24 protein-coding genes are annotated in these 23,497 nt (G+C 60.4%); 19 read left to right on the plus strand and 5 right to left on the minus strand.

What is annotated here, in order from left to right; genetic code table 11:
* Positions 1 to 40: 40 nt before the first annotated feature.
* The 3 genes from EPK99_RS19430 (at position 41) to EPK99_RS19440 (ending at position 2,235) form a co-directional block, all read left to right on the plus strand.
* Complete coding sequence (locus tag EPK99_RS19430) at positions 41 to 589, plus strand: CGNR zinc finger domain-containing protein (RefSeq protein WP_128444733.1); 549 nt, start codon at positions 41 to 43, stop codon at positions 587 to 589.
* A 14-nt stretch (positions 590 to 603) separates the two neighbouring features.
* A complete protein-coding gene (locus EPK99_RS19435; protein ID WP_128445015.1) occupies positions 604 to 1,083 on the plus strand; it encodes a hypothetical protein in 480 nt (159 codons plus the stop codon).
* Positions 1,084 to 1,515: 432 nt separating this feature from the next.
* Positions 1,516 to 2,235 (plus strand): hypothetical protein, encoded by a 720-nt coding sequence (locus tag EPK99_RS19440; RefSeq protein WP_128444734.1) that lies wholly within the window; start codon positions 1,516 to 1,518, stop codon positions 2,233 to 2,235.
* A 50-nt stretch (positions 2,236 to 2,285) separates the two neighbouring features.
* Here EPK99_RS19440 and ndk read toward each other — a convergent pair whose 3' ends face one another.
* Positions 2,286 to 2,708, minus strand: a complete 423-nt coding sequence (gene ndk, locus EPK99_RS19445; protein WP_128444735.1) for a nucleoside-diphosphate kinase — start codon at positions 2,706 to 2,708, stop codon at positions 2,286 to 2,288.
* A gap of 80 nt (positions 2,709 to 2,788) precedes the next feature.
* The gene (locus EPK99_RS19450; RefSeq protein WP_128444736.1) at positions 2,789 to 3,478 is read right to left on the minus strand and encodes a glutathione S-transferase family protein; all 690 of its coding nucleotides are present in this window, start codon (positions 3,476 to 3,478) and stop codon (positions 2,789 to 2,791) included.
* 279 nt (positions 3,479 to 3,757) lie between these two features.
* On the opposite strand from EPK99_RS19450, the gene EPK99_RS19455 reads away from it, so the two are divergent.
* The 8 genes from EPK99_RS19455 (at position 3,758) to EPK99_RS19490 (ending at position 11,212) form a co-directional block, all read left to right on the plus strand.
* Entirely contained in the window at positions 3,758 to 4,786 is a 1,029-nt protein-coding gene (locus EPK99_RS19455) for a GGDEF domain-containing protein (RefSeq protein WP_128444737.1), read from the plus strand.
* 118 nt (positions 4,787 to 4,904) lie between these two features.
* Positions 4,905 to 6,788 (plus strand): ribosomal protection-like ABC-F family protein, encoded by a 1,884-nt coding sequence (abc-f, locus tag EPK99_RS19460; RefSeq protein WP_128444738.1) that lies wholly within the window; start codon positions 4,905 to 4,907, stop codon positions 6,786 to 6,788.
* Between the two features lie 57 nt (positions 6,789 to 6,845).
* Positions 6,846 to 7,103, plus strand: coding sequence for a type II toxin-antitoxin system VapB family antitoxin (locus EPK99_RS19465; RefSeq protein WP_128444739.1), 258 nt, complete (start codon positions 6,846 to 6,848; stop codon positions 7,101 to 7,103).
* Positions 7,103 to 7,495 carry a type II toxin-antitoxin system VapC family toxin gene (locus EPK99_RS19470; protein WP_128444740.1) on the plus strand — a complete coding sequence of 131 codons (393 nt, stop codon included), beginning with the start codon at positions 7,103 to 7,105 and terminating at the stop codon, positions 7,493 to 7,495. Before EPK99_RS19465 ends, EPK99_RS19470 begins: the two co-directional genes overlap by 1 nt.
* Positions 7,496 to 7,533: 38 nt before the next feature.
* Positions 7,534 to 9,576: a prolyl oligopeptidase family serine peptidase gene (locus EPK99_RS19475; RefSeq protein WP_128444741.1), complete on the plus strand. Its 2,043-nt coding sequence runs from the start codon at positions 7,534 to 7,536 to the stop codon at positions 9,574 to 9,576.
* Between the two features lie 103 nt (positions 9,577 to 9,679).
* Positions 9,680 to 9,973 (plus strand): CopG family ribbon-helix-helix protein, encoded by a 294-nt coding sequence (locus EPK99_RS19480; protein WP_128444742.1) that lies wholly within the window; start codon positions 9,680 to 9,682, stop codon positions 9,971 to 9,973.
* A complete protein-coding gene (locus EPK99_RS19485) occupies positions 9,973 to 10,278 on the plus strand; it encodes a type II toxin-antitoxin system RelE/ParE family toxin (RefSeq protein WP_128444743.1) in 306 nt (101 codons plus the stop codon). Before EPK99_RS19480 ends, EPK99_RS19485 begins: the two co-directional genes overlap by 1 nt.
* A gap of 73 nt (positions 10,279 to 10,351) precedes the next feature.
* Complete coding sequence (locus EPK99_RS19490; RefSeq protein ID WP_128444744.1) at positions 10,352 to 11,212, plus strand: polysaccharide deacetylase family protein; 861 nt, start codon at positions 10,352 to 10,354, stop codon at positions 11,210 to 11,212.
* Between the two features lie 9 nt (positions 11,213 to 11,221).
* Here EPK99_RS19490 and EPK99_RS19495 read toward each other — a convergent pair whose 3' ends face one another.
* Together EPK99_RS19495 and EPK99_RS19500 are read right to left on the minus strand one after the other, a co-directional pair.
* On the minus strand, positions 11,222 to 11,671 hold the full coding sequence (locus EPK99_RS19495; protein WP_128444745.1) for a DNA polymerase III subunit chi: 450 nt from the start codon (positions 11,669 to 11,671) through the stop codon (positions 11,222 to 11,224).
* Complete coding sequence (locus EPK99_RS19500) at positions 11,671 to 13,161, minus strand: leucyl aminopeptidase (protein ID WP_128444746.1); 1,491 nt, start codon at positions 13,159 to 13,161, stop codon at positions 11,671 to 11,673. The genes EPK99_RS19495 and EPK99_RS19500 overlap by 1 nt, the downstream gene beginning before the upstream one ends.
* Positions 13,162 to 13,442: 281 nt before the next feature.
* Between EPK99_RS19500 and EPK99_RS19505 the strand changes: the two genes are divergently transcribed.
* The 7 genes from EPK99_RS19505 to EPK99_RS19535 all read left to right on the plus strand — a co-directional run bounded on the left by EPK99_RS19505 (position 13,443) and on the right by EPK99_RS19535 (position 21,900).
* A complete protein-coding gene (locus EPK99_RS19505) occupies positions 13,443 to 14,615 on the plus strand; it encodes an LptF/LptG family permease (protein ID WP_128444747.1) in 1,173 nt (390 codons plus the stop codon).
* Positions 14,612 to 15,700, plus strand: a complete 1,089-nt coding sequence (gene lptG / locus EPK99_RS19510) for an LPS export ABC transporter permease LptG (protein WP_128444748.1) — start codon at positions 14,612 to 14,614, stop codon at positions 15,698 to 15,700. The genes EPK99_RS19505 and lptG overlap by 4 nt, the downstream gene beginning before the upstream one ends.
* Positions 15,700 to 18,039, plus strand: coding sequence for an LPS-assembly protein LptD (locus tag EPK99_RS19515; protein WP_128444749.1), 2,340 nt, complete (start codon positions 15,700 to 15,702; stop codon positions 18,037 to 18,039). The genes lptG and EPK99_RS19515 overlap by 1 nt, the downstream gene beginning before the upstream one ends.
* 122 nt (positions 18,040 to 18,161) lie before the next feature.
* Positions 18,162 to 19,103: a SurA N-terminal domain-containing protein gene (locus tag EPK99_RS19520; protein WP_425374227.1), complete on the plus strand. Its 942-nt coding sequence runs from the start codon at positions 18,162 to 18,164 to the stop codon at positions 19,101 to 19,103.
* Between the two features lie 16 nt (positions 19,104 to 19,119).
* On the plus strand, positions 19,120 to 20,145 hold the full coding sequence (pdxA, locus tag EPK99_RS19525; RefSeq protein ID WP_128444751.1) for a 4-hydroxythreonine-4-phosphate dehydrogenase PdxA: 1,026 nt from the start codon (positions 19,120 to 19,122) through the stop codon (positions 20,143 to 20,145).
* Entirely contained in the window at positions 20,145 to 20,990 is an 846-nt protein-coding gene (gene rsmA / locus EPK99_RS19530; RefSeq protein ID WP_128444752.1) for a 16S rRNA (adenine(1518)-N(6)/adenine(1519)-N(6))-dimethyltransferase RsmA, read from the plus strand. The genes pdxA and rsmA overlap by 1 nt, the downstream gene beginning before the upstream one ends.
* Positions 20,991 to 21,105: 115 nt before the next feature.
* Complete coding sequence (locus tag EPK99_RS19535; RefSeq protein WP_128444753.1) at positions 21,106 to 21,900, plus strand: Crp/Fnr family transcriptional regulator; 795 nt, start codon at positions 21,106 to 21,108, stop codon at positions 21,898 to 21,900.
* 67 nt (positions 21,901 to 21,967) lie between these two features.
* On the opposite strand, the gene EPK99_RS19540 is transcribed toward EPK99_RS19535, so the two are convergent.
* Positions 21,968 to 22,615 (minus strand): TetR/AcrR family transcriptional regulator, encoded by a 648-nt coding sequence (locus EPK99_RS19540; protein WP_245582489.1) that lies wholly within the window; start codon positions 22,613 to 22,615, stop codon positions 21,968 to 21,970.
* Here EPK99_RS19540 and EPK99_RS19545 point away from each other — a divergent pair.
* On the plus strand, positions 22,614 to 23,357 hold the full coding sequence (locus tag EPK99_RS19545) for an SDR family NAD(P)-dependent oxidoreductase (protein WP_128444755.1): 744 nt from the start codon (positions 22,614 to 22,616) through the stop codon (positions 23,355 to 23,357). The two genes, EPK99_RS19540 and EPK99_RS19545, sit on opposite strands and share 2 nt — an antisense overlap.
* Positions 23,358 to 23,497: the final 140 nt, after the last annotated feature.

A 23,497-nucleotide genomic window follows, 5' to 3' on the forward strand; every position in this document is an offset into this window, starting at 1 on the left:
TCTAACTGGTAAAATACATTTAGCCAGTTATAATTTTTAAATGAGCTTTACCTGGACACAGCATCGCTTTGCCGGAGGCGCATTGGCGCTGGATGTCGTCAACAGCGTCGTCCTACGTGCTGACCCGGAACATCGCGCAGACCGGTTCGAGATCGCCGAGCAGCTGGAAGCATTTCCGGAAGCCGCCGCACGATTCTCCGCCGAGCGAGCGCTGTTTGGCGACCTTCGTCCTCCGGCGGCGAACAGCAGAGAGGCTTTCCTTGCTCTTCGGGAAGCGATCGACCGGTATTTTCGCGCCCGGGTCTCTGGAATCCCGTCGCCCGCACTGCTTGCGGACCTGCTGGAAGCCATTGCCTTCATACTCCGGCGCTCGGAAACAACCTCGCTGGAGGCTGCCACCGCCCATTCGGCCTTGCGCCTGTTGTCGGACACGGAAAGCGCGCGCCTCAAGATCTGCGGCAATTGCGGCTGGCTGTTTCTGGATCGCAGCCGAAACCGTAGCCGTGCCTGGTGCGACATGGCGGTCTGCGGCAACCGCATCAAGGCCAGCCGGCACTATCACCGAAAGAAGAAGGAGAGCCTGCCGTGAGATGTCGTGCGGTGATGTTCGGGTTAGCACTCCTGCTCGCCGGCTGTCAGCGCGAGACGGAAAAACTGGTGGAGGTGAGCGGACATATCTTCGTGTTCAACTACCGGGTGGCAAGCGCCACCTACCTCGTCACGCTCCAGAAAACCGGCCCGATCCCGGATGGCGCGGTGGCCGTTGCCACGTTCGAAAATCCGGCGGGCGGCGACGCCATCGTGACCAACGAGAAGATCTTCCCGGCGTGGGACAAGATTACCCTGCAGAGCCCGAATGTCCGGTGCGTGCGCAAGGACCGGCCCTACACCGTCGCAATCCGCATTCTCGGTGCGGACGGCGGTCTGCTTCAGGAACTCCACACCCAGCTTGTCTCGGACGTGGACCAGTCCGTGCTGCCGGAAAAGTCGCTCGTGGTCGGGGCAGGTTATGAGAAGAACCCGGAGGTCTTCAAGCCGGATGGAACCACGGATTACGGGCAGCCGGGAGTGTGTCCGACCTGACGCATCCTAAGAGAGTAATTTATATATTTACAACTTTATGGATGAGAGCCATAATGGCCTTATGTTGTCAGCGCGCTTCGTCCTCCTTGTCCCACTCATACTGCCCGCTCTACCGGCGCTGGGCCAGGAGACAATTGGAGGCGTGAAGAATATGCAGGTTTTGGGGGGACTGCAGATCCTCATCGAGAAGCCCACAAGCGTGCCAATGTTTCAAGATCAGCTGGGAAAGGGCGTAACGCCAGAGCCAAGCGGGCTTGCACTGCCTCGACAACCTTCAGGCCCAGAGTTCATTGTCGTCCCGGGCGCGCCTTTTCCCCATTTGTCTGAAGTCACACCAACGCAGCCACCGTTGAATGCCGGCACGGCATCCTGCCCTGCTGCGCCGCAATGGTGTTCGCTCGTGCTGAATCCGGAAACATATGAGGCTTGCCGATGCTAAAAGCCTTGATGGTGCGCCCTGCCGCTTTTCTGGCTTGGCTTTTGGTTTACCTGTTCATGGCGACGACAGCTCTTGCGCAGCAGCCGGCACCTTCCCAAGCCGAGGTTGATAGACTGCAGAAGGCAGTTCAAGAGCGCGATCGCGCCCTGACCGAGATCGCGCGTCAGCTCCAGGAAGCGAATTCGATGCCGGAGGACCAACGCTCTGCGATTGCTGCGGCGAAAGCACAAGCCCTCGCGAGCTACTTTCAAAGCCAGGTTTCGTACAATCAGAATGGAGACCGCCTGCGGGAATATCAGCAGAGGATCTTCTCCTGGCAGATCACTGCAGCAAACTGGCTGCTCTTCGTGGTCATGGTGGTGTCGCTGTCAGGTGTAGTCTTTGCCGGTTACGAAATGGTCGCCACCCGCCGCATGCTTGGCTCAGCCACCACTGCTCCGGTCTATCCAGCAGGCGCAGTTGCAGCGCCGCCACAAGCTGACGGTTATGCGCCGGCCATTAGTACCATCGTCATCGAACCGACCAAGATCCATATCACCTCGGCGGTGATCGGCATTGTGATCCTGGGGCTTTCGCTCGGCTTTCTCTACCTGTTCCTGAAGGAAGTTTACGCGATAAAGGTCTTCGACATCACCGATACAGGAACTGCCCGCGTTCTTACTGCATCGGCCCCTGATCCTAATTCTCAGAAACCCGGTGAGAAAACGAAATAGGGCCGGAGACAAGCCCCGGCCCTTTATCTTCACAATGTCGCAGTGTGCAGTCAGCCGACGATTTCGGTTTCTGCGAACCAGTAGGCGATTTCCTGAGCAGCGGTTTCCGGAGCGTCGGAGCCGTGGACAGAGTTTTCGCCGATCGAGAGCGCGAACTGCTTGCGGATCGTGCCTTCGTCGGCATTGGCCGGATTGGTGGCGCCCATGATTTCGCGGTTCTTGAGAATGGCGTTCTCGCCTTCCAGAACCTGAACAATCGTCGGGCCGGAGGTCATGCCTTCTACGAGTTCGCCGAAGAAGGGACGCTCCTTGTGAACGGCGTAAAAGCCTTCGGCTTCGCGCTTGCTCATCCAGACGCGCTTGGAGGCGATGACGCGCAGGCCATTGTCTTCAAATACCTTGGTGATGGCACCCGTCAGGTTACGCTTGGTTGCGTCCGGCTTGATCATCGAAAACGTGCGTTCAATCGCCATGTCTCTTATCCTTTATTTCCTTAGAAAGTGGGCGGTGTTTACCTGCCCCTTCCTTTCGAAACAAGGGGGTTCGGCCAATTTCACGCGGCCGTCACATGCCGCCCGACGCCCCCGTGGAGGTCGAGGCAGCGTTCGAACCAGAGGCTGACAGGATCGTCCTGCGCCAAGACCTGGGTGCCGGCAGTTATCCGCATCCATTGCAGCGCCCCGAACAGGATGTAGTCGGCAAACAGCGGTCCATCGCCTCCGAGGAAGTCCTGGAAGCCGAGCGTCTGGCGGACGGGCTCCAGCTTGGCGGCAAACCCTGCGATCACCGCATCCCGTTCAGCCTTTACCTCTTCCAGCCGGCGACCGAGAAAAGCTTCCCGAGAACTGCGGAAATACACCTTATCCGTCTCACCCAGCATGTCGTGGATGTCTGCAACCGCGATATGGGTGACCATTGGGTGGACGATGCTCTGCGAAAAACGCTCCACGAAGCGCGACAGTGCCTTGCCACCCTCGCCGCCGAACAGCGTCGGGCGATCCGGATAGCGCTCCTCCAGATAGAGCGCGATCTGGAAACTATCCCGCACCAGCTCGTTGCCGTCGCGCAGGATCGGCACCGTCTTCGAAAATCCACCCTCAAGCTCCGGGATCTGCGTGAAGGGTGTCGGCCTTTCCACGAAGTCGAGGCCCTTATGATGCAGTGCCTGCACCACTTTCCAGCAATGGGGCGAGAAGGGACGGCTCTCGTCGGCGCCGCAGAGCGAATAGAGGATACGGGTCATGCTCGAACTCCAGTGATTTTCGTCAGGGCCGATGTTGATCGAGTTTCTTCCGACGATCCAATCAGAAAGATTCATCCATTGTATCACGCAATGCGACGCCTCTGGTAGGCGCCGTCAGTGCCTTCCTCACGCCAACATGAACCGGTCCTTAACTGTAAATGCGGCGAGTTTCCTCAGGCATTCCCTGTTTGGATGCGGTTTCAGTGGATTTTAATGCCTGACGGAGATGACTTGCCGCCACGACTGCGTGCCTGACGCGCAGGAACAAGGGGCGAGGACATGTCGATTCAGACGCGCAAACCGGCACAGGACAGGATGCTGCAGACCGTCAGCCAGCATATGGCGCGTCTGGAGGTCGGCGGACTGCCTCGCAATTACGAACTGTTCTATGAGGCTCATTGCGGTGCAGATCCCGGCCTCCGCCGCGAAGTGCTTGCCTTGCCTGTTCTGCCGCCGCAACAGCAGCTGGATGAAATCGGTACCCGTTATCAGCTGCCGGGTTTCGTGGCGCCGGCTCTGCCGCCGTCGCGCGAAAACGACATCCGGCTGCTTTCGTCCCTGCGCGATCAGATGGTCAGCGGCGTCGAGCAGAAGAAGGGCTTTACCCGCGTGCTCGAAGCCGTGGCGCGCAGTCTGCGGGAAGACAGCAATGCCGGGCCGCAGGACATCCTGGCAGAGATCGAATATCTGAGCGTGTCGCTGTCGGATGCCGTGGTTGCGGAAACCGAGCTGGAGGCGGCTTTGCGCACCGGCGCGAACCAGTTGGTGAAAGCCGAGCGCGATGCCTCGGTTGCCCGCGCCGTGCTGCTGCGCGACCGGCTGACGGGGCTGCCGAACCATGCCGCATTCGTGGAACGGCTGGAGATGCTTTACTCGTCCGACAACGAGTATCACGAAACAGCCCTGTTCCTGGTTGCCATCTCCGATATCGGCGAGCTTGCCGACACATATGGCGAGGCGACGGCCAATCGCATTCTGAAGAAGGCTGCTTCCATCTTCCGCAAAACGATCAAAAAGAACGATTTTCTTGCCCGCATCGGCAAAGGTGAATTTGCCTTTCTGTTCCGCGACGTGAACCGGGACAGCACTAGGTCAATCGCCGAACGCCTTTCCGTCGCAATCGCAGACAATCTGGTCTTCGCCACCTCGGATGGTTCAGCCGGCGTAGATCTGCTGATCGGCGCAGCACTTCGGGCCGATGCCATCTCGCCCCAGCAACTGCGCCACCAGGCCGTAACGGCCGCAGAGACGATCCGCAGCAATACGCGCATGACTGTTGTGCTTTCTGGGAATAGCAGCCGCAGCTGAGACGCCAGAGGCGAACGGCTGCGTATTTCCATCCGCTGGCCCAGGCATTTGCAGAGAAGCGCCTTTGCTCTGCGCAGCAAGTCTTGCCTTGCCCGCCGGTTTCGGCCAAAACCGCGGCATGATCACAATCACAGACCTTTCTGCCCGGATCGCCGGGCGCCTTCTCCTCGACCATGCCAGCGTGACGCTTCCAGCCGGCACCAAGGCGGGGCTCGTGGGCCGTAACGGCGCCGGCAAATCGACGCTGTTCAAGCTGATTACCGGCGAGATGGGCTCGGAGACCGGCTCCGTCTCCTATCCGAAAAGCGCAAAGCTCGGCCAGGTGGCGCAGGAAGCGCCCGGCACTGAGGATTCGCTGCTGGAGATCGTGCTTGCCGCTGACAAGGAGCGCGCCGCTCTGATGACCGAATCGGAGACGGCCACCGATCCGCACCGGATCGCCGAAATCCAGATGCGGCTCGTGGATATCGACGCTCACTCGGCAGAAGCAAGGGCGGCGAGCATTCTAGCCGGCCTCGGCTTTTCACAGGAAGCTCAGCTTCGCCCGGCCTCGTCGTTTTCCGGCGGCTGGCGCATGCGTGTCGCACTCGCCTCGGTGCTGTTTGCCGAACCGGACCTGCTGCTGCTCGACGAGCCGACCAACTATCTCGACCTTGAAGGCACGCTCTGGCTCGAGGATTACGTGCGCCGTTACCCGCATACCGTAATCGTCATCAGCCACGACCGCGACATGCTCAACAACGCGGTCAATTCGATCGTCCATCTCGATCAGAAAAAGCTCACCTTCTATCGCGGCGGATATGACCAGTTCGAACGCCAGAAGGCCGAGAACGACGAGTTGCAGATGAAGGCCAAGGCCAAGAACGATGCAGCTCGCAAGCATTTGCAGACCTTCATCGACCGCTTCAAGGCCAAGGCTTCCAAGGCCAAGCAAGCGCAATCCAGGGTGAAGGCGCTGGAACGGATGGGAACGGTCGCCTCCGTCATCGAGGATCACGTTCAGCCGATCACGTTTCCCGAGCCCGAAAAGCAGCCCGCCTCGCCGATCATCTCGGTCCAGAACGCTGCCGTCGGCTACGAGCCGGGCAAGCCCATCCTCAAGAACATCACGCTGCGGATCGACAATGATGACCGCATCGCCCTGCTCGGCTCGAACGGCAACGGCAAGTCCACCTTCGCCAAATTCATCGCCGGCAGGCTTGCCCCGGAAAGCGGCGAACTGCGTACGGCCCCAAGCCTAAAGATCGGCTTCTTCGCCCAGCACCAGCTCGACGACCTTGTTCCTGGCGATTCCGCGGTCGAACATGTGCGCCGCCTGATGCCGGCCGCACCCGAAGCCAAGGTGCGTGCCCGCGTCGCCCAGATGGGGCTTGCCACCGAAAAAATGGCGACCCCCGCCAAGGATCTATCGGGCGGCGAAAAGGCCCGCCTGCTGATGGGCCTTGCCGCTTTCCACGCACCGAACCTGCTGATCCTGGACGAGCCGACCAACCATCTTGACATCGACAGCCGCCGGGCTTTGATCGAGGCACTCAATGACTATGAGGGTGCCGTGATCCTGATCTCCCACGACCGGCACCTGATCGAAGCGACCGTGGACAGGCTCTGGCTCGTCAACAACGGCACCGTGCAGACATTCGAAGGCGATCTAGAAGAGTATCGCGACCTGATCGTCAGTTCCGGTAAAAAAAAAGAAGAAAAACCGCAGCTGAATGACGACGCCTCGTCGAAGGTCGAGCAACGCAAGGCGAACGCCGAACGGCGCGCCTCGCTGGCACCCTTGCGGAAAAAGATCAACGATATCGAGTCGTTGACGGCTAAGCTTGAGAAGCTGATTCAGGGCCTTGATAAAGAGCTTGCGGACCCAGTTCTCTACGAAAAGGCGCCTGCCAAGGCCGCGCTGAAAGCCAAGGAGCGCGGCGAAGCTGCCGCCAAGCTCTCGGCCGCGGAAGAACAATGGCTCATGCTGTCTTCCGAATACGAGGAGGCCATGGCGGGTTGAGCTTGTTCACCTCGTGAATATACATTATTTACCGTTGTATATTCACGAGGTGACGCCATGCCCCTCTACGTCCGCGACGAACGGGTGAACCAGCTCGCCGAGCAAGCCCGCAGAATTCTCAACGCGCCGACCAAGACGGACGCCATCCGGCAGGCGCTGGAAAAGGTCGTGGAGGACGCCACCCCTGAGGCGGTGCCTGACGAGCCTCCATTGGCCGAGCGACTGAAGGCGCTGCAGGAGAAATACCGTTCCATGGGTACTCCAAACCCTGACTTTGATGAGAAGAAGTTCCTCGACGAAATGTGGGAGATCTGATGTTCCTCGATACATCGGCGATCGTGGAATATTTTATCGTTGGTCCGGACTACGATCGCATCTCACGGGCGCTATCGAGCGGGGGTATCCAGTTCTACACTTCCCCCACTGTAATGTTCGAAGCCGCCTGCGTGCTTGCCAGCAGGCGGCAGATCGAAGTCAGTGAAGCGGTCAGTCTGCTCGAAGATTTCCTCTCGGAACTTAGGGCAGAAGTGCTGCCTGCGACCCGGGAAACGGGGCTTGCCGCCATCGACGCCTTTGCGCGCTATGGCAAGGGCCGCCACCCGGCCAAACTCAATTTCGGCGACTGCTTCTCCTATGCCGGCGCCAGGGCAGCCGGTTCGCCGCTACTCTACGTGGGCAATGATTTTGCCCACACCGATCTCGCCTGACGGCGCCTCCCCTCAATGTTCATCAAGGACGGACCACCATGGACCTTTTCCTCGAGACTGACGACGATCCGAACACGCTCGCCTTCGTGGCCGACCTGAACCAGATCTCCGACGAAAAACTGAAGACGCCGGAGTTCGAGAAGGACCGGGACATCGTCAAGGCGATGATGGAACGCGAGGACCGTCTGATCGTGCCTGCCCGTCGCGGCAACTGGCTATTCGATTACCACCGCACCAAGGACAATCCGCTCGGCCTCTGGCGCCGCCTGCCAGCCGACCTGGAGCCGCGCTCAGATGCGAACTGGGAAACCGTGCTCGATCTCGACGCCTTCTGCAAAAGCGAGGGCAAACGCTGGATCTATTCCGGTGCGATCACCTGTCCTTTCGAACCGACGCTGGTGCTGCTCGTCCTCTCGGACGGCGGGTCGGATCTGCTGCGGCTGCTGGAATTCGATACGCAGGAGAAGAAGATCGTCGAAGGCGGCTTCGACACGCCGGTGGCGCGCGCACATGCGAGCTGGCTCAGCCGCGACGAGATCGCCTATTTCGGCTCCGTGGACGAGAAGTCCGCCACCCGCTCCGGCTGGCCGCGCGTCGGACGTCGCTTGAGGCGCGGGCAGAAGGTGCAGGATGCGCCGGTCTATTTCGAGGCCGGCAAGGACGACGTCTATGGCAGCGCCTTCTCGATCGACCCGTTGTTCTGGGGTGATGGCAAGGACGAGAGGTCGATCGAGACCTTTTCCGTCGGGCACGAGATCGGCAAAGCGAGCGTCTATGCGAAGGATGCAGACGGGCAAATTCGCCGCCTCGACCTGCCGACCGAGATCGACAGCGACCTCAACCATACCCACATCCTCTGGCGCGCCAAGACTGATGAGCGTTTTGCAAGCGGTAGCCTGATCTTGCAGACTTTTTCGCCATTTGCGGAAGAGCAGCTCGGCGAGGCCCGCATTCTTTTCGCACCGAAGGACGGCCAGTCGATCTCGCGCTTTGCGCTGTTCAAGACCTGGGGCGTCTTCATCGTCAGCGACCGCATGGTGCCGCAGCTGTTCCTGATTGATCTGACCAAGCCGGATGCAATCCCAGCACAAATTGTTCTTCCATCGGAGTTACAGACTGTAAGCTTCAGATTGCTGGATGCCGACCTGACGCTCGGCGAAGAAGTGCTGACCGTCATCGGCCAGGGCTTCCTGCAGCCCTACAGCGCCTATCGCCTCGACCTCACCGACCACGACCGGACGCCTGAACTGGTGGCAACCGACACTGCCCCGGCCTATTTCAATGCCGAGGGCATGACGTCGCAGCTGCTGGAAGCGACATCCGAAGACGGCACGAAAGTGCCTTACCACATCGTGCTTCCCAAGAGCTGGACCGAAGGCGAACTACCTATCCTGCTGTATGGCTATGGCGGCTTCGCTTCACCGCTTGCTCCCTACTACTCGGGCAATAACGGCCTCTGGCTGCAGCATGGCGGCGCCTATGTGCAGGCCTATATCCGCGGCGGCGGAGAGCTTGGACCGGACTGGCACCATGGGGCCAAGGGAAGCGGCCGCCATAAAGCCTTCGAGGATTTCGTGGCCGTGGCACGCGATCTCGTGCAGCGGGGCTATACCAAGCCGTCTCGCATTGCCTGTACGGGCGGCAGCAATGGCGGCTTGCTGACAGCCGTCATGCTGACGCGCTACCCGCAAGACTTCGGCGCCGTTTGGACCCGCGTGCCGGTGATCGACATGTCGCGCTTCCACGTCTTTCCCGCGGGCCGCGCCTGGATGGACGAATACGGCAATCCGGATGTCCCGGCGGATCTCGACTATATGCTGACCTATTCGCCGCTGCATCAGGTGAAGCCTGCATCGGACACCACCTATCCGCCGGTCTATATCGAAAGCTCTTCCAACGACGACCGCGTGCATCCGTCGCATGCGAGACGCTTCGCCAAGCGGCTGATCGACAATGGTCACTCACCGCTCTTCCACGAGTTCGGATCGGGCGGGCATGGCGGCGCTGGCGATTCGGGCGAGCAGGCGGCACGGCTCGCCATGGGCTACAGTTTCCTGCGCCAGACTATTCTGAAAGACTAAAAGGGTTGGGAGGGTCGCGCTGTCGCCGCTTCTTCCAAGATGAGCTTCATGATGTTCTTTCATTCGGGTAGAATGAAACTTGTCTCGAACTTGGAGGATGACCATGCAGAAGCCATTGCTTTCGATCCGTCTTACGCCGGACATCCAGCAGCGCCTCGACGCGGAGGCGCGGGCAAGCTCGCAGGAGGCATCGGATGTCGCTGCGGCAGCCATCGAGACTTATCTGGATCATCAGGCAGACAAAAGGGCTCAAGCTTTGGAGGCGATAGCCGCTGCCGATCAAGGGACATTCATCTCAGGCGAAAAGATGAAGGAATGGATCAGTTCCTGGGGTAGTGAGAACGAGACGACCGCACCCGACCCCGACATCTTCCCGAGGTCAACCAGAGCGCTTTGATGCCGATGAAGATCGTCTATCTGCCGCAGACGCGAGCCGATCTTCGCTGGATGAAGGACTATTACAGCAGGATCTTCCCGGAGGGCGCTCGTCAAGCTCGCATGAGGTTTAAGACTGCAGCGCAACTTCTTGAAGACAATCCGGAGATAGGACGACTAGGTCCCATAGCCGGTACTTGGGAATTCGTGATTGCGAAAACTCCTTTCATCATTTTCTACCGCATACAGATGAACAGGATCGAGATCCTCCGCATCTGGGACGGCCGGGCGCTCCGCAGTAACGAGGCGAGCGACAGCGCGGTTTAAACCGGCTGTTAACCATAATTGGCGAATGTCGGGACGTCACCTGTTCGTCCAATCTCATCCGAGTCGCCCCCCGATGTCCGTTCGCGTCCTTTGCGCCGCCGCAGCCCTTGCCTGCCTGCTTTCCTCCTGCGCCAACCGCAGCCAGACCGAAAACGGCACCCTCGTCACCTCGTTCGCCCCGGCCAAAGCCCTGTCTTCGCCGAAGAAGGCCAATGCGGACGATCCCGTCGCCCTCACTCCCGCTGCCTGGGGCCGGTTCAACAATCCCAAGGGCCTGGCCGGGCGAACAATGGATGTGTCTTCGATTTCCGATATCAGGCTGCGCGACAAGGAAGTTGTCCTGACCTTCGATGACGGCCCCATGCCGAAGAAGACGGAGAAGATCCTCGCCACGCTTGACGAATACGGGGTAAAGGCGACCTTCCTGATGGTTGGCGAGATGGCCAAGGCGCATCCTGAAGTCGCGCGCGAAGTGGTCGATGCGGGCCACACGATCGGCAGCCACACCTATCGTCACGCGGATCTGGCCCATCTTTCCTTCGATGCCGCCATTGCCGAGATCGAAAAGGGACGCAATGCCGTCTCCAGCGTCACGCGCGACGACGCGGATTTCTTCCGTTTCCCCTACCTCGCCGACAGCAGGAAGCTGCGGCAATGGGTCGGCGCCCATGGCATGGTGGTGATGGACGTGCAGATCGATTCCAAGGACTATTTCGGTGTCTCGCCTGCCGCTGTCGCCACGCGGACGATGAACGCGCTGCGCGCCCAGCGCAAGGGAATCATCCTGCTGCACGACATCCACAACCGTACCGCCGCCATGCTGCCGGCGCTCCTCACCCAGTTGAGGGCCGAGGGATACAAGGTCGTGCAGTTGCGTTATGGCGGCCATGCACCGATGCTGACAGCGTCGCTTGACAGAACCTCGCACGACTGAGGAAAGGGATCAGCCCTTCTTGACCCAGCGGCCATCTTGCGACTGTTGCCAATAGGTCAAGGCATGCCCCTCGCCCTTCAGCGTCTTCCACTGGCTGCGGGCATTGTCGAGCTGCAGCGGATCGTAGCCGTCGAACATGAAGACGACGCGGGCATAGGAGCCGAGCGGCGGCGGCTCGGCACCGTCGACAACGAAGCGCACGGTCGCATCATTGGGATTGTCCGCCGAGGCGACCAGCAGTACCGGCTGCAGCTCTGCCATCGGCATGGCGTCTGTTCCGTGCGGCAGGAAACTGTCGTCGCGGAAGGTCCATAGATGCGCATCGAGGAAATCCCGGCGCGCCTCCGCATTGGTCTGAACGACGACACTCCAGCCTCGCTCGACGCTCTTTTCCAGCAAGGCCGGGAGAGCGTCCTCGAGCTTGGACTCGGTCAGATGATAAAAGAGGACTTCTGTCATCAGCCCTCGTAGTAGCTGCGGACCAGTTCGTCGAGCAACCGCACACCGTAGCCGGATCCCCAGGACTGGTTGATCTCGTTGGAGGGCGAATTGAGCGCCGTGCCGGCAATATCCAGATGCGCCCATGGCGTTTCGCCGACGAAGCGTTTCAGGAACTGCGCCGCCGTGATCGAGCCGCCAAGACGTCCGCCGGTGTTCTTCATGTCGGCAAACTTGGAATCGATCAGCTTGTCGTATTCCTTGCCGAGCGGCATGCGCCACAACTTCTCTGCGGTGGTTTCGCCCGCCGATGCAAGATGAGCGGCAAGCGCGTCGTCGTTGGAGAAGAGCCCGGCATGGGCATTGCCGAGCGCAACCGTGATGGCGCCGGTCAGGGTCGCCAGATTGACCATGAAACGCGGCTTGAAACGCTCGTTGCAATACCAGAGCGCATCCGCCAGTACGAGCCGGCCCTCCGCATCCGTGTTGATGATCTCGATCGTCTGGCCGGACATGGAGGTGACGATATCGCCCGGCCGCTGTGCGTTGCCGTCCGGCATGTTCTCGACGAGGCCCAGAATACCGACAACGTTGACCTTGGCCTTGCGCGCCGCCAGCACATGCATGAGGCCCGTCACGGCAGCAGCGCCGCCCATGTCGCCCTTCATATCCTCCATGCCGGCCCCGGGCTTGATCGATATGCCGCCCGAGTCGAAGACGACGCCCTTGCCGATGAAGGCGATCGGCGCCTCCTTGCCCTTGCCGCCCTTCCACTGCAGAACCGCCAGCCGCGGCGGCCGCACAGACCCCTGCGCCACGCCTAGAAGCGCGCCCATGCCGAGCTTCTTCATGTCCTTTTCGGTCAGGATCTCGACATCGACGCCCAGCGCCTTGAGTTCCTCGGCTTTTGCCGCGAACTCCACCGGACCCAGCACATTGGGCGGCAGGTTGACGAGATCGCGCGCCAAAATGACTCCGCCAGCCACCGCTTCGGATTCGGCAAAAGCCTTGGCAGCCGCGTCTGCGTCTTTGGTGACGATGGTGACCGCGACCTGTTTGGGCGAACCGTCCTCGTCTTCACCCTTCTTCGTCTTGTAGGCATCGAAGCTATAGGCGCGCAGCAGCATGCCGAGACCGAAACCTGCCGCCTGCGATGCGCCAATGGCGAGGCCGGGTGCATCGAGGAAGACGGTTACGCTGGTCATGCCCTTCACGGCGGCTGCCGCGACACCGCCAGCCCGCAGCCAGTCATAGGCCTGCAACGCGTCCGGCTTTCCAAGGCCGATCACCACCAGCCGGTCGGCCGGCGATCCCTGCGGGGCGATGATATCGAGCGTCTTCATGGCTTTGCCGGTAAATTTTGCGATACCGGCGGCCCGGGTCGCCACGTTCTGCGGGTCGGCGATCGAAGCGCCGGCCGCGACGCCATCGCCGGAGGACTTCAGCTGGATGGCGAGCCCACCCTTGATCGTGGCCGATTCGGCAAAGACGATTTCGAATTTCAGGGACATCTGAGCTCCAGGCAATTTCTGAATATAAACAAGCGCCGATCATCACCCTTTCGAAAGCGAACGCAAGGGCGGAAGGCCGGCACAAGCGTTCGATGCGGCACGGGAACCAGCAATTGCGCACGTTTTCGGACCGAAGTTTTGTTCGAATGCCACAACGGAAAAGAAAAGGGACGCCACCAACATTTTTGTGACATAAGCCCTGTCGCAATGGCCGCTTCAATCGCTTAGATAGGCGCGACCGCCATCGGGAAATGGCAGCACGGGAAAGATATCGGGCGGGAATGAAGCTTCTCGAAACCTACATACTGCGCCGGATCTTTCAGATGTTCCTGGTAGCGCTGCTTCCGGTGCTGACCATCATCTGGACGATTCAGGTGCTTGGCCGCATCAACCTGGTCACGGACACGGGCCAGTCGATGGGCTCGTTCATGCTGCTTGCCACCTATATCCTGCCCACCATCATCCCCGTCGTGCTGCCTTTCGCGCTGGTGATCGGCATTACCCAGACGCTGACGGCAATGAACAATGATTCGGAGCTTCCGGTCATCGACGCGGCCGGATCCGGGCGCAGCATCATCTACCGCCCTGTCATGCTGCTTGCCGTGGGTCTCAGCCTCGTCTCCTTCGGCATCACCAATTTCATCGAGCCGGAATCGCGACTCGGGGCGCGCCAGATGGTGGCTGCCGCCTATGCGGACCTGTTGTCTTCGGTGATCGAGGAGAAGACGTTCCGGAGCATCGAGGACGGTCTCTACGTCCAGATCTCGGAGCGCCATTCCGGCCGCATTCTCAAGGGTCTTTTCGTCGTGGATTACCGCGACCCGAGCTTCGATCTGATCTATTACGCCCGGGAAGGCTCGGTCGATCCGGGCGGCACGTCGCTGACGATGCGGGACGGCGAAGTCCATCGTAAGGCGCAGGACGGACGCATCTCCATCGTCAAGTTCGCTTCCTACGCCTTCGACCTGTCCGCCATGACGAAGTCCGAGGGCGGCCTGCCGCTCTATTCGGCGGACCGAAGCCTGGGCTTTCTGCTGAACCCGGACCCGACGGACCCGGTCTATTCCAAGTCGCCGGGCGCTTTCCGCAACGAGCTTCACCGCCGCCTGGCCGACTGGCTGTTTCCGATCGCCTTTTCGCTGATCTCGCTGCTGGTCGCTGGCAATACGCGCTCGCACCGGCAAACCCGGCTGCACCCCATGGTCTACGCCCTGATGATCGCCTTCGGCCTGCGCTGGCTCGGCTTCTCGGTGACAAACCTGACCGAGCGCAACGCCGCTTACGTGCCGCTGGTCTATGCAGTGCCGCTGATCAGCTCGGCTATTGCCATCTTTATGATGGCAACCAACCGCCAGCTTCAGATGCCCCGGTTCATTGGCCGCGGCATGGCGGGCCTGACCGGCGCCGTAAGGCGACGTTTCGCCTCGACGCCAGGGCCTGGAGGTACGGCATGATCTTCTCCACGCTCGGCCGCTATTTCTTCCGCCGCTACATCGTCACTGCCTTCTGGTTCTTCCTGGGCGTGAGCGCCATCATCTTTCTCGCCGACTTCAGCGAGACCACGCGGCGCCTGTCGGGCTTTGCCGGATACAGCGTCCTCGGCGCGCTTGCCATGACGGCCATGCGGTTGCCGCTCATCCTCCAGCAAACCATCCCGACGCTCAGCCTGTTCATCGGGATGACTGTGCTGATCGCGCTCAACCGCCGCTACGAACTGGTGGTGACCCGCGCAGCCGGCATCTCCGTCTGGCAATTCGTCGCGCCTTTCGTGCTCGGCGCTTTTCTGATCGGGCTTTCCACGCTGCTCGTCCTCAATCCCCTGGCCGCATGGGGGCAGCGCGAATCGATTTCTCTGGAGAGCACCTGGAAGCAGGCGAGCAATCGCTCCAAGCGCTCCAATTTCGTGCCGTGGATCCGCCAGATCAGTGGAGACGAAGATACGATCATCGGCGCCAAGAGCTTTCGCGAGAAGGGAACCGAGCTGATCGACGTCGTGGTTTTCCACTTCGACAAGGGTGGCGCAGTGACCATGCGGCAGGATGCCAAGACCGCAAAGTTGGAAGATGGTTACTGGCAGCTTAATGAAGTTCTCGAGAATCGTCCGGGCGAAATCCCGGTTCGGCGCGAGTCGGCTCAACTGCGTACCAATCTGAAGCAGGAATATATCCAGGAAAGCCTGTCCCAGCCGGAAAACGTTGGGTTTTATGATCTTTCGCGGAAAATTCACATCGGCAAGTCTTTCGGCATTTCAACAAAGCCGCTTGAAACGCAGTTCCACTCGCTGCTTTCGTTGCCCATCCTGCTTGTTGCGATGACTCTCATTGCTGCAACAGTATCGTTAAAATTCAGCCGGTTCGCCCAGTCTCGCTCCATGATTCTGGGTGGAATAGTTTCCGGCTTCGTGCTTTATGTCGTAACCGTGCTTGTGAAAGCATTCGGGAGCAGCGGGGCGATTCCTCCTTTCGTGGCGGTCTGGATTCCAGTCATCGTCGCGACAGCGTTGGGCGCTACGATTCTGCTTCACCAGGAGGATGGCTAGTGGCGGCAACCAACCGCGAGAAAATAAGACGGCTTGCCGCCGCCCTGATGACCGGTGTGTCAATTTGCGTATTCGGCCTCGTAGGGGCCGCGCCTTTGCACGCCCAGAATCTGCTTCAGCCTGCTGCCGACAGCGATGCCAAGATGCTGCTGCGTGCAAACGAGCTCGTCTACAATCAGGACACCAAGCGCGTCACCGCCAACGGTGCCGTGCAGATCTATTACAACCGCTACCGGATGGTGGCTCAGCGGGTGGAATACGACCAGCAGACCGGGCGCGTCATGGCGACCGGGAATATCGAGTTCATCGAGCCCGGCGGCAACCGCGTGTATGCCGATCAGCTCGACGTCACGGATGACTTTGCCCAGGGCTTCGTCAATTCGTTGCGCGTCGAAACGACCGATAATACGCGGATGGCGGCCGAAAGCGCAGAGCAGCAGAGCAAGGACGTGATGGTGTTGAACAACACCGTCTATACGGCCTGCCTTCCCTGCACTCAGACTCCAGGTAAGGCGCCGATATGGCAGGTCAAGGCCCAGCGGGTGATCCGCAATGGCGCAACCCACACGATTCGGTTGGAAAATGCCGAATTCGAGCTGTTCGGCATGTCGCTTGGCCGTCTGCCCTTCCCTGTGGAAGTGCCGGACGAAACCGTGGAGCGCAAATCGGGTCTGCTATTCCCCCGTTTCAGCGCCAGCGACAATCTCGGCTTCGGCGTCTCGGTTCCCTATTACCATGTGTTCTCGCCGACCATGGATGCGACGATCACACCCACGCTCTATACCAGCCAGGGGCTGCTGGTTGAGGGCGAGGTGCGCAACCGCTTCGAAAATGGCGACCACACGCTCCGCTTCGCTGCCATCAACCAGCGCCAGCCGGACACGTTCGATCCTCATACCAGCGACAGCGAGGCCGATACCCGCCTCATGGTCGCATCAAAGGCTGATTTCGACATCAACTCCCGCTGGCGCTTCGGCTGGAACGTGATGGCGGAGACCGACAACAACTTCGCCCGCACCTACAAGCTGACGGATGTCGATCAGGACGTCTTCACAAACGACATCTATTTGACAGGCTTGGGCACGCGGAATTATTTCGATCTGCACGCATACTACTTCAACGTCCAGGACGACGCGACGCTCCAGACGCTCGAGCAGCAGCAGGCAATCGTTTACCCGTCGCTTGACTATACCTATTACGCGCCGGACCCGGTGGCTGGTGGCGAGCTTTCCATCACAACCAACTTCACCAACCTCACACGGCGTGAAGAAGATTTCTATTTCGAAGGCAGTTCTCCCAATGCCCGTTTCCCCGGTCTCGAAGGCGATTATTCCCGCTTCACAGCCGAGGCGGAGTGGAAGCGCACCTTCACGACGCCGGGCGGGCTGCTGCTGACGCCGATCCTGGCCGCCCGTGGCGACGGGCTTTCGCACTCACTTTCCGCCCTGCCCGCTGCCTATGGCGGCGACCTGGAACCGGATGGCACGGACGGCCGCTACATGCTGACGGCGGGCCTCGAAGCGCGCTACCCCATCCTGATCAGCGGTGCCGGCGGCAGCCACATCATCGAGCCGATCGCGCAGATTTATGCGCGGCCGGACGAACAGATGGCAGGCGGCCTACCGAACGAGGACGCCCAGAGCTTCGTCTTCGATGCGACGACCCTGTTCGAGCGCGACAAGTTCTCCGGGTTCGACCGCGTCGAAGGGGGCACGCGCGCCAATGTCGGCGTCCGTTATACGGGCTCGCTCGACAACGGCATCGGCCTTCGCGGCATTTTCGGCCAGTCCTATCAACTGGCCGGGCAGAATTCCTTCGCGTCCGAAGATCTGGTTCAAGCCGGGGCCAATTCCGGCCTCGAAACGAAGCGGTCGGACTATGTCGGTATGGCAGCGATCGATTTGCCGCAGGGCTTCAATTTCGGCATCAGCGCGCGCTTCGACGAAAAGAACTTCGACCTGCGACGCACCGATGCGTCCTTCGGCTATACGACGCCGCGCGTCAGCGGGAAGCTCATCTACACCCAGGTGGATTCACAGCCGGAATACGGCAACGCCCAACCGACCGAGGTGCTGAAGAACACCACGACCTTGCGGCTGAACGAGAACTGGCAGCTGGCCGGTTCCGCCAGTTGGGACTTCACCGACAGTTCGATCATCCGCCGCGGCGTCGGCATCAGCTATGCGGACGAATGCACCGTGTTCACGCTGGCCTATACGGACAAGCCGTCAGATTCCGATGCCAACGACTGGACCATCAGCGCAAGGTTGAGTTTCCGTACACTCGGCGACATCAACATCGGATCGACCAAGGACTACGACCAGAGCTTCCAGCAGTAGGCGGATCTGGAACAAAGCGTCATGGTTTTGCCGCAAGAATGTGCAATCGGCTTGGAACGGGCTAATATTCCGGCTGGATGGACGATCCGCGGAGCGAGAGGGAAGAGACTTCGATGTTTGCAGTGACTGCAGCACGCAATGTAGCGCTGGCGCTTGCAGCCTTGGCCGCCTCGACTTTGATCGAACCGGCATTCGCACCCGCATGGGCGGCTGGCGGCGGCACGGAGGTCGCCGCCGTGGTGAACCGGCAGCCGATCACCAGTTCCGACGTGGCGCACCGTGTCGCCTTCCTCAAGCTGCAGCACCAGAAAGGCGATGCCAAGACCGCGCGCGAGCAGCTCGTCGATGAGATGCTGAAGCGTCAGGAAGTTGCCCGCGTGAAGATGTCGGTCAGCACCGAGGACGTCGACAAGGCTTTCCAGCGCTTCGCGATCGGCAACAAGCTGAAGCCTGAACAACTTACCCAGATCCTGGACAAGGCGGGCGTAGGCGCCGATCACTTCAAGTCCTACATCGCCGTCCAGATGAGCTGGCCCAGGCTCGTCAACGCCCGCTTCGGCGGTGCTCGCGGCAAGATGTCGAGCCAGGAACTTGTGACCCGCATGATGGAGAACAAGCAGAAGCCGGTCACGACCGAATACTTTTTGAAGCAGATCATCTTCGTGGTGCCGACGGCCAAGCGCGACGCCGTTCTCAACAAGCGCAAGGCGCAAGCAGACGCCGCGCGTCCGAAGTTCCCGGGCTGCGACCAGGCCAAGGAGTTTGCGGCCACCATGCTCGATGTCTCGGTTCGCGATCTCGGGCGGGTACTTGCGCCTGAACTGCCCGACGACTGGAAGCCGCTGATCGAAAAGGCATCCGGCGGCACGACCGGCACCCGCGTCACCGAAAAGGGCGTCGAATTCCTGGCGATCTGCAATCAGCGCCAGGTTTCGGACGACGTTGCCGCCGAAGCCGTATTCCGTGCCGAAGACCTCGGCAAGGAAAAGAAGACCGGCCAAGATCCCAACGAAAAGAAATACCTGGACGAGCTGCGCACCAAGGCCCAGATCGACTACCTCTGAGCCCGCCGGAGCACTCATGCCACTCGATCGTCCTCTCGACCGCCCTTTGGCGCTGACCCAGGGCGATCCTGCCGGCATCGGTCCTGACGTCACGCTTGCCGCCTGGGCTGCCCGTCGCGCTCTGGATCTGCCGCCCTTTCTGTTCATCGGCGATCCTGCGGTTTTGCAGTCGCGTGCGGCTCTGCTGGGGCTCGATATTCCCGTCCGCGAAGCAAGCCCGGAAAACGCTGCCTCCGTATTCGCGGATGCGCTTCCGGTGCTGCCCATTTCCAGCGGCGCGGAGGTCTCCGCGGGTGAACCGCATGTGGCGACCGCCAAAGGCACGATCGCTGCCATAGAGACGGCGGTGCGGCTTTGCTTCGAAGGCAAGGCGTCTGGCGTCGTCACCAATCCGATTGCCAAGTCCATCCTCTACCAGGCCGGCTTCGGCTTTCCCGGCCATACGGAGTTCCTGGCCGACCTTGCGGAACGTGCCACGGGCAAGCGCGTGAAGCCTGTAATGATGCTGGCCGGGCCGAAGCTCCGCGCCATCCCCGTCACCATCCACATACCGATTGCGAGAGTGGCTGAGGTGCTCACCTCCTCGCTGATCGAAGAAACCTGTCGTATTGCTCATCACGATCTTCAGACGCGCTTCGGCCTTGCCCAGCCGCGGCTGGCGGTGGCCGGCCTCAATCCCCATGCGGGCGAGGACGGCGCGATCGGTCGCGAAGATCTGGATGTGATCCATCCCGCTCTGGTGAAACTGCGCGCCGACGGCATCAACGCCTTCGGGCCGCTGCCGGCCGATACCATGTTCCATGACGAAGCCCGCGCCCGCTACGACGTGGCGATCTGCATGTATCACGATCAGGCGCTCATTCCGGCGAAGGCACTTGGCTTCGATACGTCCGTCAACGTCACGCTTGGCCTGCCCTTTATCCGTACGTCGCCCGATCATGGCACGGCCTTCGGCATAGCGGGGCAAGGCATTGCTCGCGAAACGAGTTTGGTGGAGGCGATACGGCTTGCAGGCCGGCTGGCGTCCAAGGCTGCTGCCTGATGGCCACACTCGACGGCCTGCCGCCGCTGCGCGACGTCATCCAGCGCCACGGGCTCGACGCCCGCAAGGCGCTCGGCCAGAATTTCCTTCTCGACCTCAACCTGACGCAGAAGATCGCCCGCAGCGCCGGTCCGCTCGAAGGCGTGACCGTATTTGAGGTGGGACCTGGGCCTGGCGGCCTCACCCGCGCTATTCTGTCGCTTGGTGCTGCGAAACTGGTGGCGGTTGAGCGCGACAGCCGCTGCCTGCCGGCGCTGGCTGAGGTTTCCGATCATTATCCGGGGCGGCTGGAGGTGATCGAGGGTGATGCGCTGAAGACGGATTTTGCATCCCTGGTAAAGGAAAAGGCCGCGAGCGGCCCGGTGAAGATCATCGCCAACCTGCCCTATAATGTCGGAACGCAGCTGCTGCTCAACTGGCTGCTGCCGGAAGACGGTATATGGCCGCCCTTCTGGGACAGCCTGACGCTGATGTTCCAGAAGGAAGTCGGGCTGCGGATCGTGGCCGACGAGGAAGACGATCACTATGGCCGGCTCGGCGTACTCGCCGGCTGGAGGACAGATGCGCATATGGTGTTCGACGTGCCCCCGCAAGCCTTCACGCCACCTCCCAAGGTGACCTCCACCGTGGTACACCTGACGCCCCGCAGCAGTCCCCTGCCCTGCGACGTCGCCAAGCTGGAGCGGGTAACGCAGGCAGCCTTCGGGCAGCGGCGCAAGATGCTCCGCCAGAGCCTGAAGCCGCTGGGTGGCGAGACCTTACTCGCAAAGGCCGGCATCGATCCGCAACGCCGTGCAGAAACGCTCTCGGTCGCTGAATTCGTGGCTCTTGCTAACATTCTGTAGAATCAGTATCCGCTGGATTCTCTACCGCTGATCGCCCTTCCATCGCCGTTTTACAACCTATCCATTGCGGCGGGCTGAAGGGCGCCATAATTAGGATCATGTGAAGCCGAACCGCGTGAGTGTATCTATGCGCCAGAACTACCGGAACGTTCTGCTGAATGCGTGTTCGGCAGAATGCCTTGCCCTGTTGGAACCTCACCTGGAATTGGTGCAATTGAGCAAGGGAGACATTATCGCGAGCCCTGCCGAGGCCATTCTGTGCGTGTATTTTCTCGAGGATTGCCTGGTTTCCACTGTGTCCCATCTGGATGAGGAGCGCGATGTGGAGCTTGGAATCGTGGGGCGGGAGGGGATCAGCGGCCAGGCGGTTGTGTTAGGGGACGACCGGACACCCTTCACGGTGCGCGTGCAGATGCCGGGCATGGCGTGGCAGCTTAAAACTGACGATTTGCGGCGTGTGATGGAGGCAAGCCAGCCCCTGCGGAACCTTCTTTTGCTCTTCGTCCGGGCGCAGGAGCTTCAGCTTGCTTCGACCGCTGCAGCGAACCAGCGCGGTTCGGTCGAAGAGCGGTTGGCACGCTGTATCCTGATGGGATTCGACCGAATCGACGGCGACCGCTTTCACGCCACACATGACACTCTTGCCTGGCTGATTTCGGTCAGGAGGCCAAGCATTACGGACGCTCTTCATGCACTGGAGGGCAAGGGCTTCATCCGCTCCGTCCGCAACATGATCATCATTCGCGATGTGGACGGCCTGAGGACGTATGCAGGTGCCATCTACGGGCTTGCCGAACGGGAATATGCCCGCCTCATCGGCACGGACTTTCGCGAACACAGATCTCCCGACAGCCCGGCCCCGATCCCGAACCTTTTCGTCAGCGACGAGTACCCGCAGGACGAGAGCTGAGGAACCGCTCGAGCCGCTCTCCCCGCATCTGTCCATGATTGAGCCAACAGCGCTCATTGCCGTAGTCTCAGCGCTTACCGACTCCATCCATGAAGACACCCACCAAATGAGCGACATGCGCTTGCGGAGAGCTGTCTTGTTCGGTTGCGAGTGAGATCGCAGTCGCCATGCATACTAGGTCGCTAAAGCTGATATCGGGTCGTACAGCTCCCGCTGTCCTCGCGTTGTGCAAGAGCCGGGCACCCTCCTGGCTGGTTGCAAGACATCCGGGCGTTTCGATCTGTAGAACCGTCCCAAGCGATGCCGCAAGGCCACGATACACATTCGTATGTTGGACAAGTTCTTCGAGATAGACACGCAAAGCGTTCAGCGGATCCTGTCCCGTGTCTCTCAATCTACTGTTTTCAGAGAAAGCCAAAAATCGGGCGCTGTATGTCGCGGCGAGGAGGTCCTCCCGCGTCGGAAAGCGCCGATAGAGCGTCCCGATCCCGACGCCAGCGTGCTTTGCGACGTCGTCTAATGATACATGTGCACCTCTTTCCAGAAAGACTTCCTCGGCTGCGGTCAGGATACGTTCCCGGTTTCGCTGCGCATCGGCTCGCAATGGAATTTCATCTATCAAAAGATCTGCCTCACCAGCACTTGCTAAGTGGAAGATACCTCCATATGGTAAATGGAGCAATCCTCCACTTACTGAGAAACGGAGCAGTGGCATGACGAGACGATTTGGTGACAAGGTCGTGGTGATTACGGGCGGAACGGACGGGATCGGGTTGACGACAGCAAAGTCGTTCGCGGCAGAGGGCGCTCATGTGTATATCACCGGGCGTCGGCAGGAGCGTCTGGACGAGGCGCTCGCGGAAATCGGCAGAGGAGCCGTTGGTGTTCAGGGTGATGTCAGCGATCCTGCCGCCCTCGATAGGCTTTACGCACAGATAGATCAGGATCACGGTCGCGTGGACGTGGTCTTCGCCAATGCTGGTGTGTCCGAATCGGCCCCAATCGGCGGTATCGAGGAAGACCATTTCGACCGCGTATTCGGCATCAACGTCAAAGGCACGGTTTTCACGGTGCAAAAGGCGCTGCCCCTGATGTCTTCCGGCGGCGCTATCGTGGTGGCCGGATCGGTGGCAGGCAGCAAGGGCTTTGCCAATCTCTCCGTCTATAGCGCGACAAAGGCGGCAATCCGATCGTTTGCGCGGACTTGGACGACGGATCTGAAAAGCCAGGGCATTCGCGTCAACGTCGTTTCACCCGGTATGGTCTTTACTCCCGCAATGCAGAGCTATCTTCAGGACAATGCAGGCGCCGAGGACTGGATGAAGCAAGCCATTCCGTTCGGCAGGCTCGCCCAGACCGAGGAGGTTGCCAAGGCGGTGCTGTTTCTGGCATCGGACGAAAGCAGCTTCGTTGGTGGCGAGGAGCTATTTGTCGATGGTGGCTTCGCGGCCGTCTGACGACTGTGTAAAGTATCAGCCTCGGGGTCTTCTGAAAGCGTTCAAGCAGTTTTCACAAGACGGCGCCGTTGCCATTGGCAGCGGCGGCCCTGCACATGCAGAACGATGCAGTAATGCCATGGTCAGGGCAGAACGGCTCA

Origin of the sequence: Neorhizobium lilium (assembly GCF_004053875.1) — a bacterium.
Taxonomy (GTDB): domain Bacteria; phylum Pseudomonadota; class Alphaproteobacteria; order Rhizobiales; family Rhizobiaceae; genus Neorhizobium; species Neorhizobium lilii.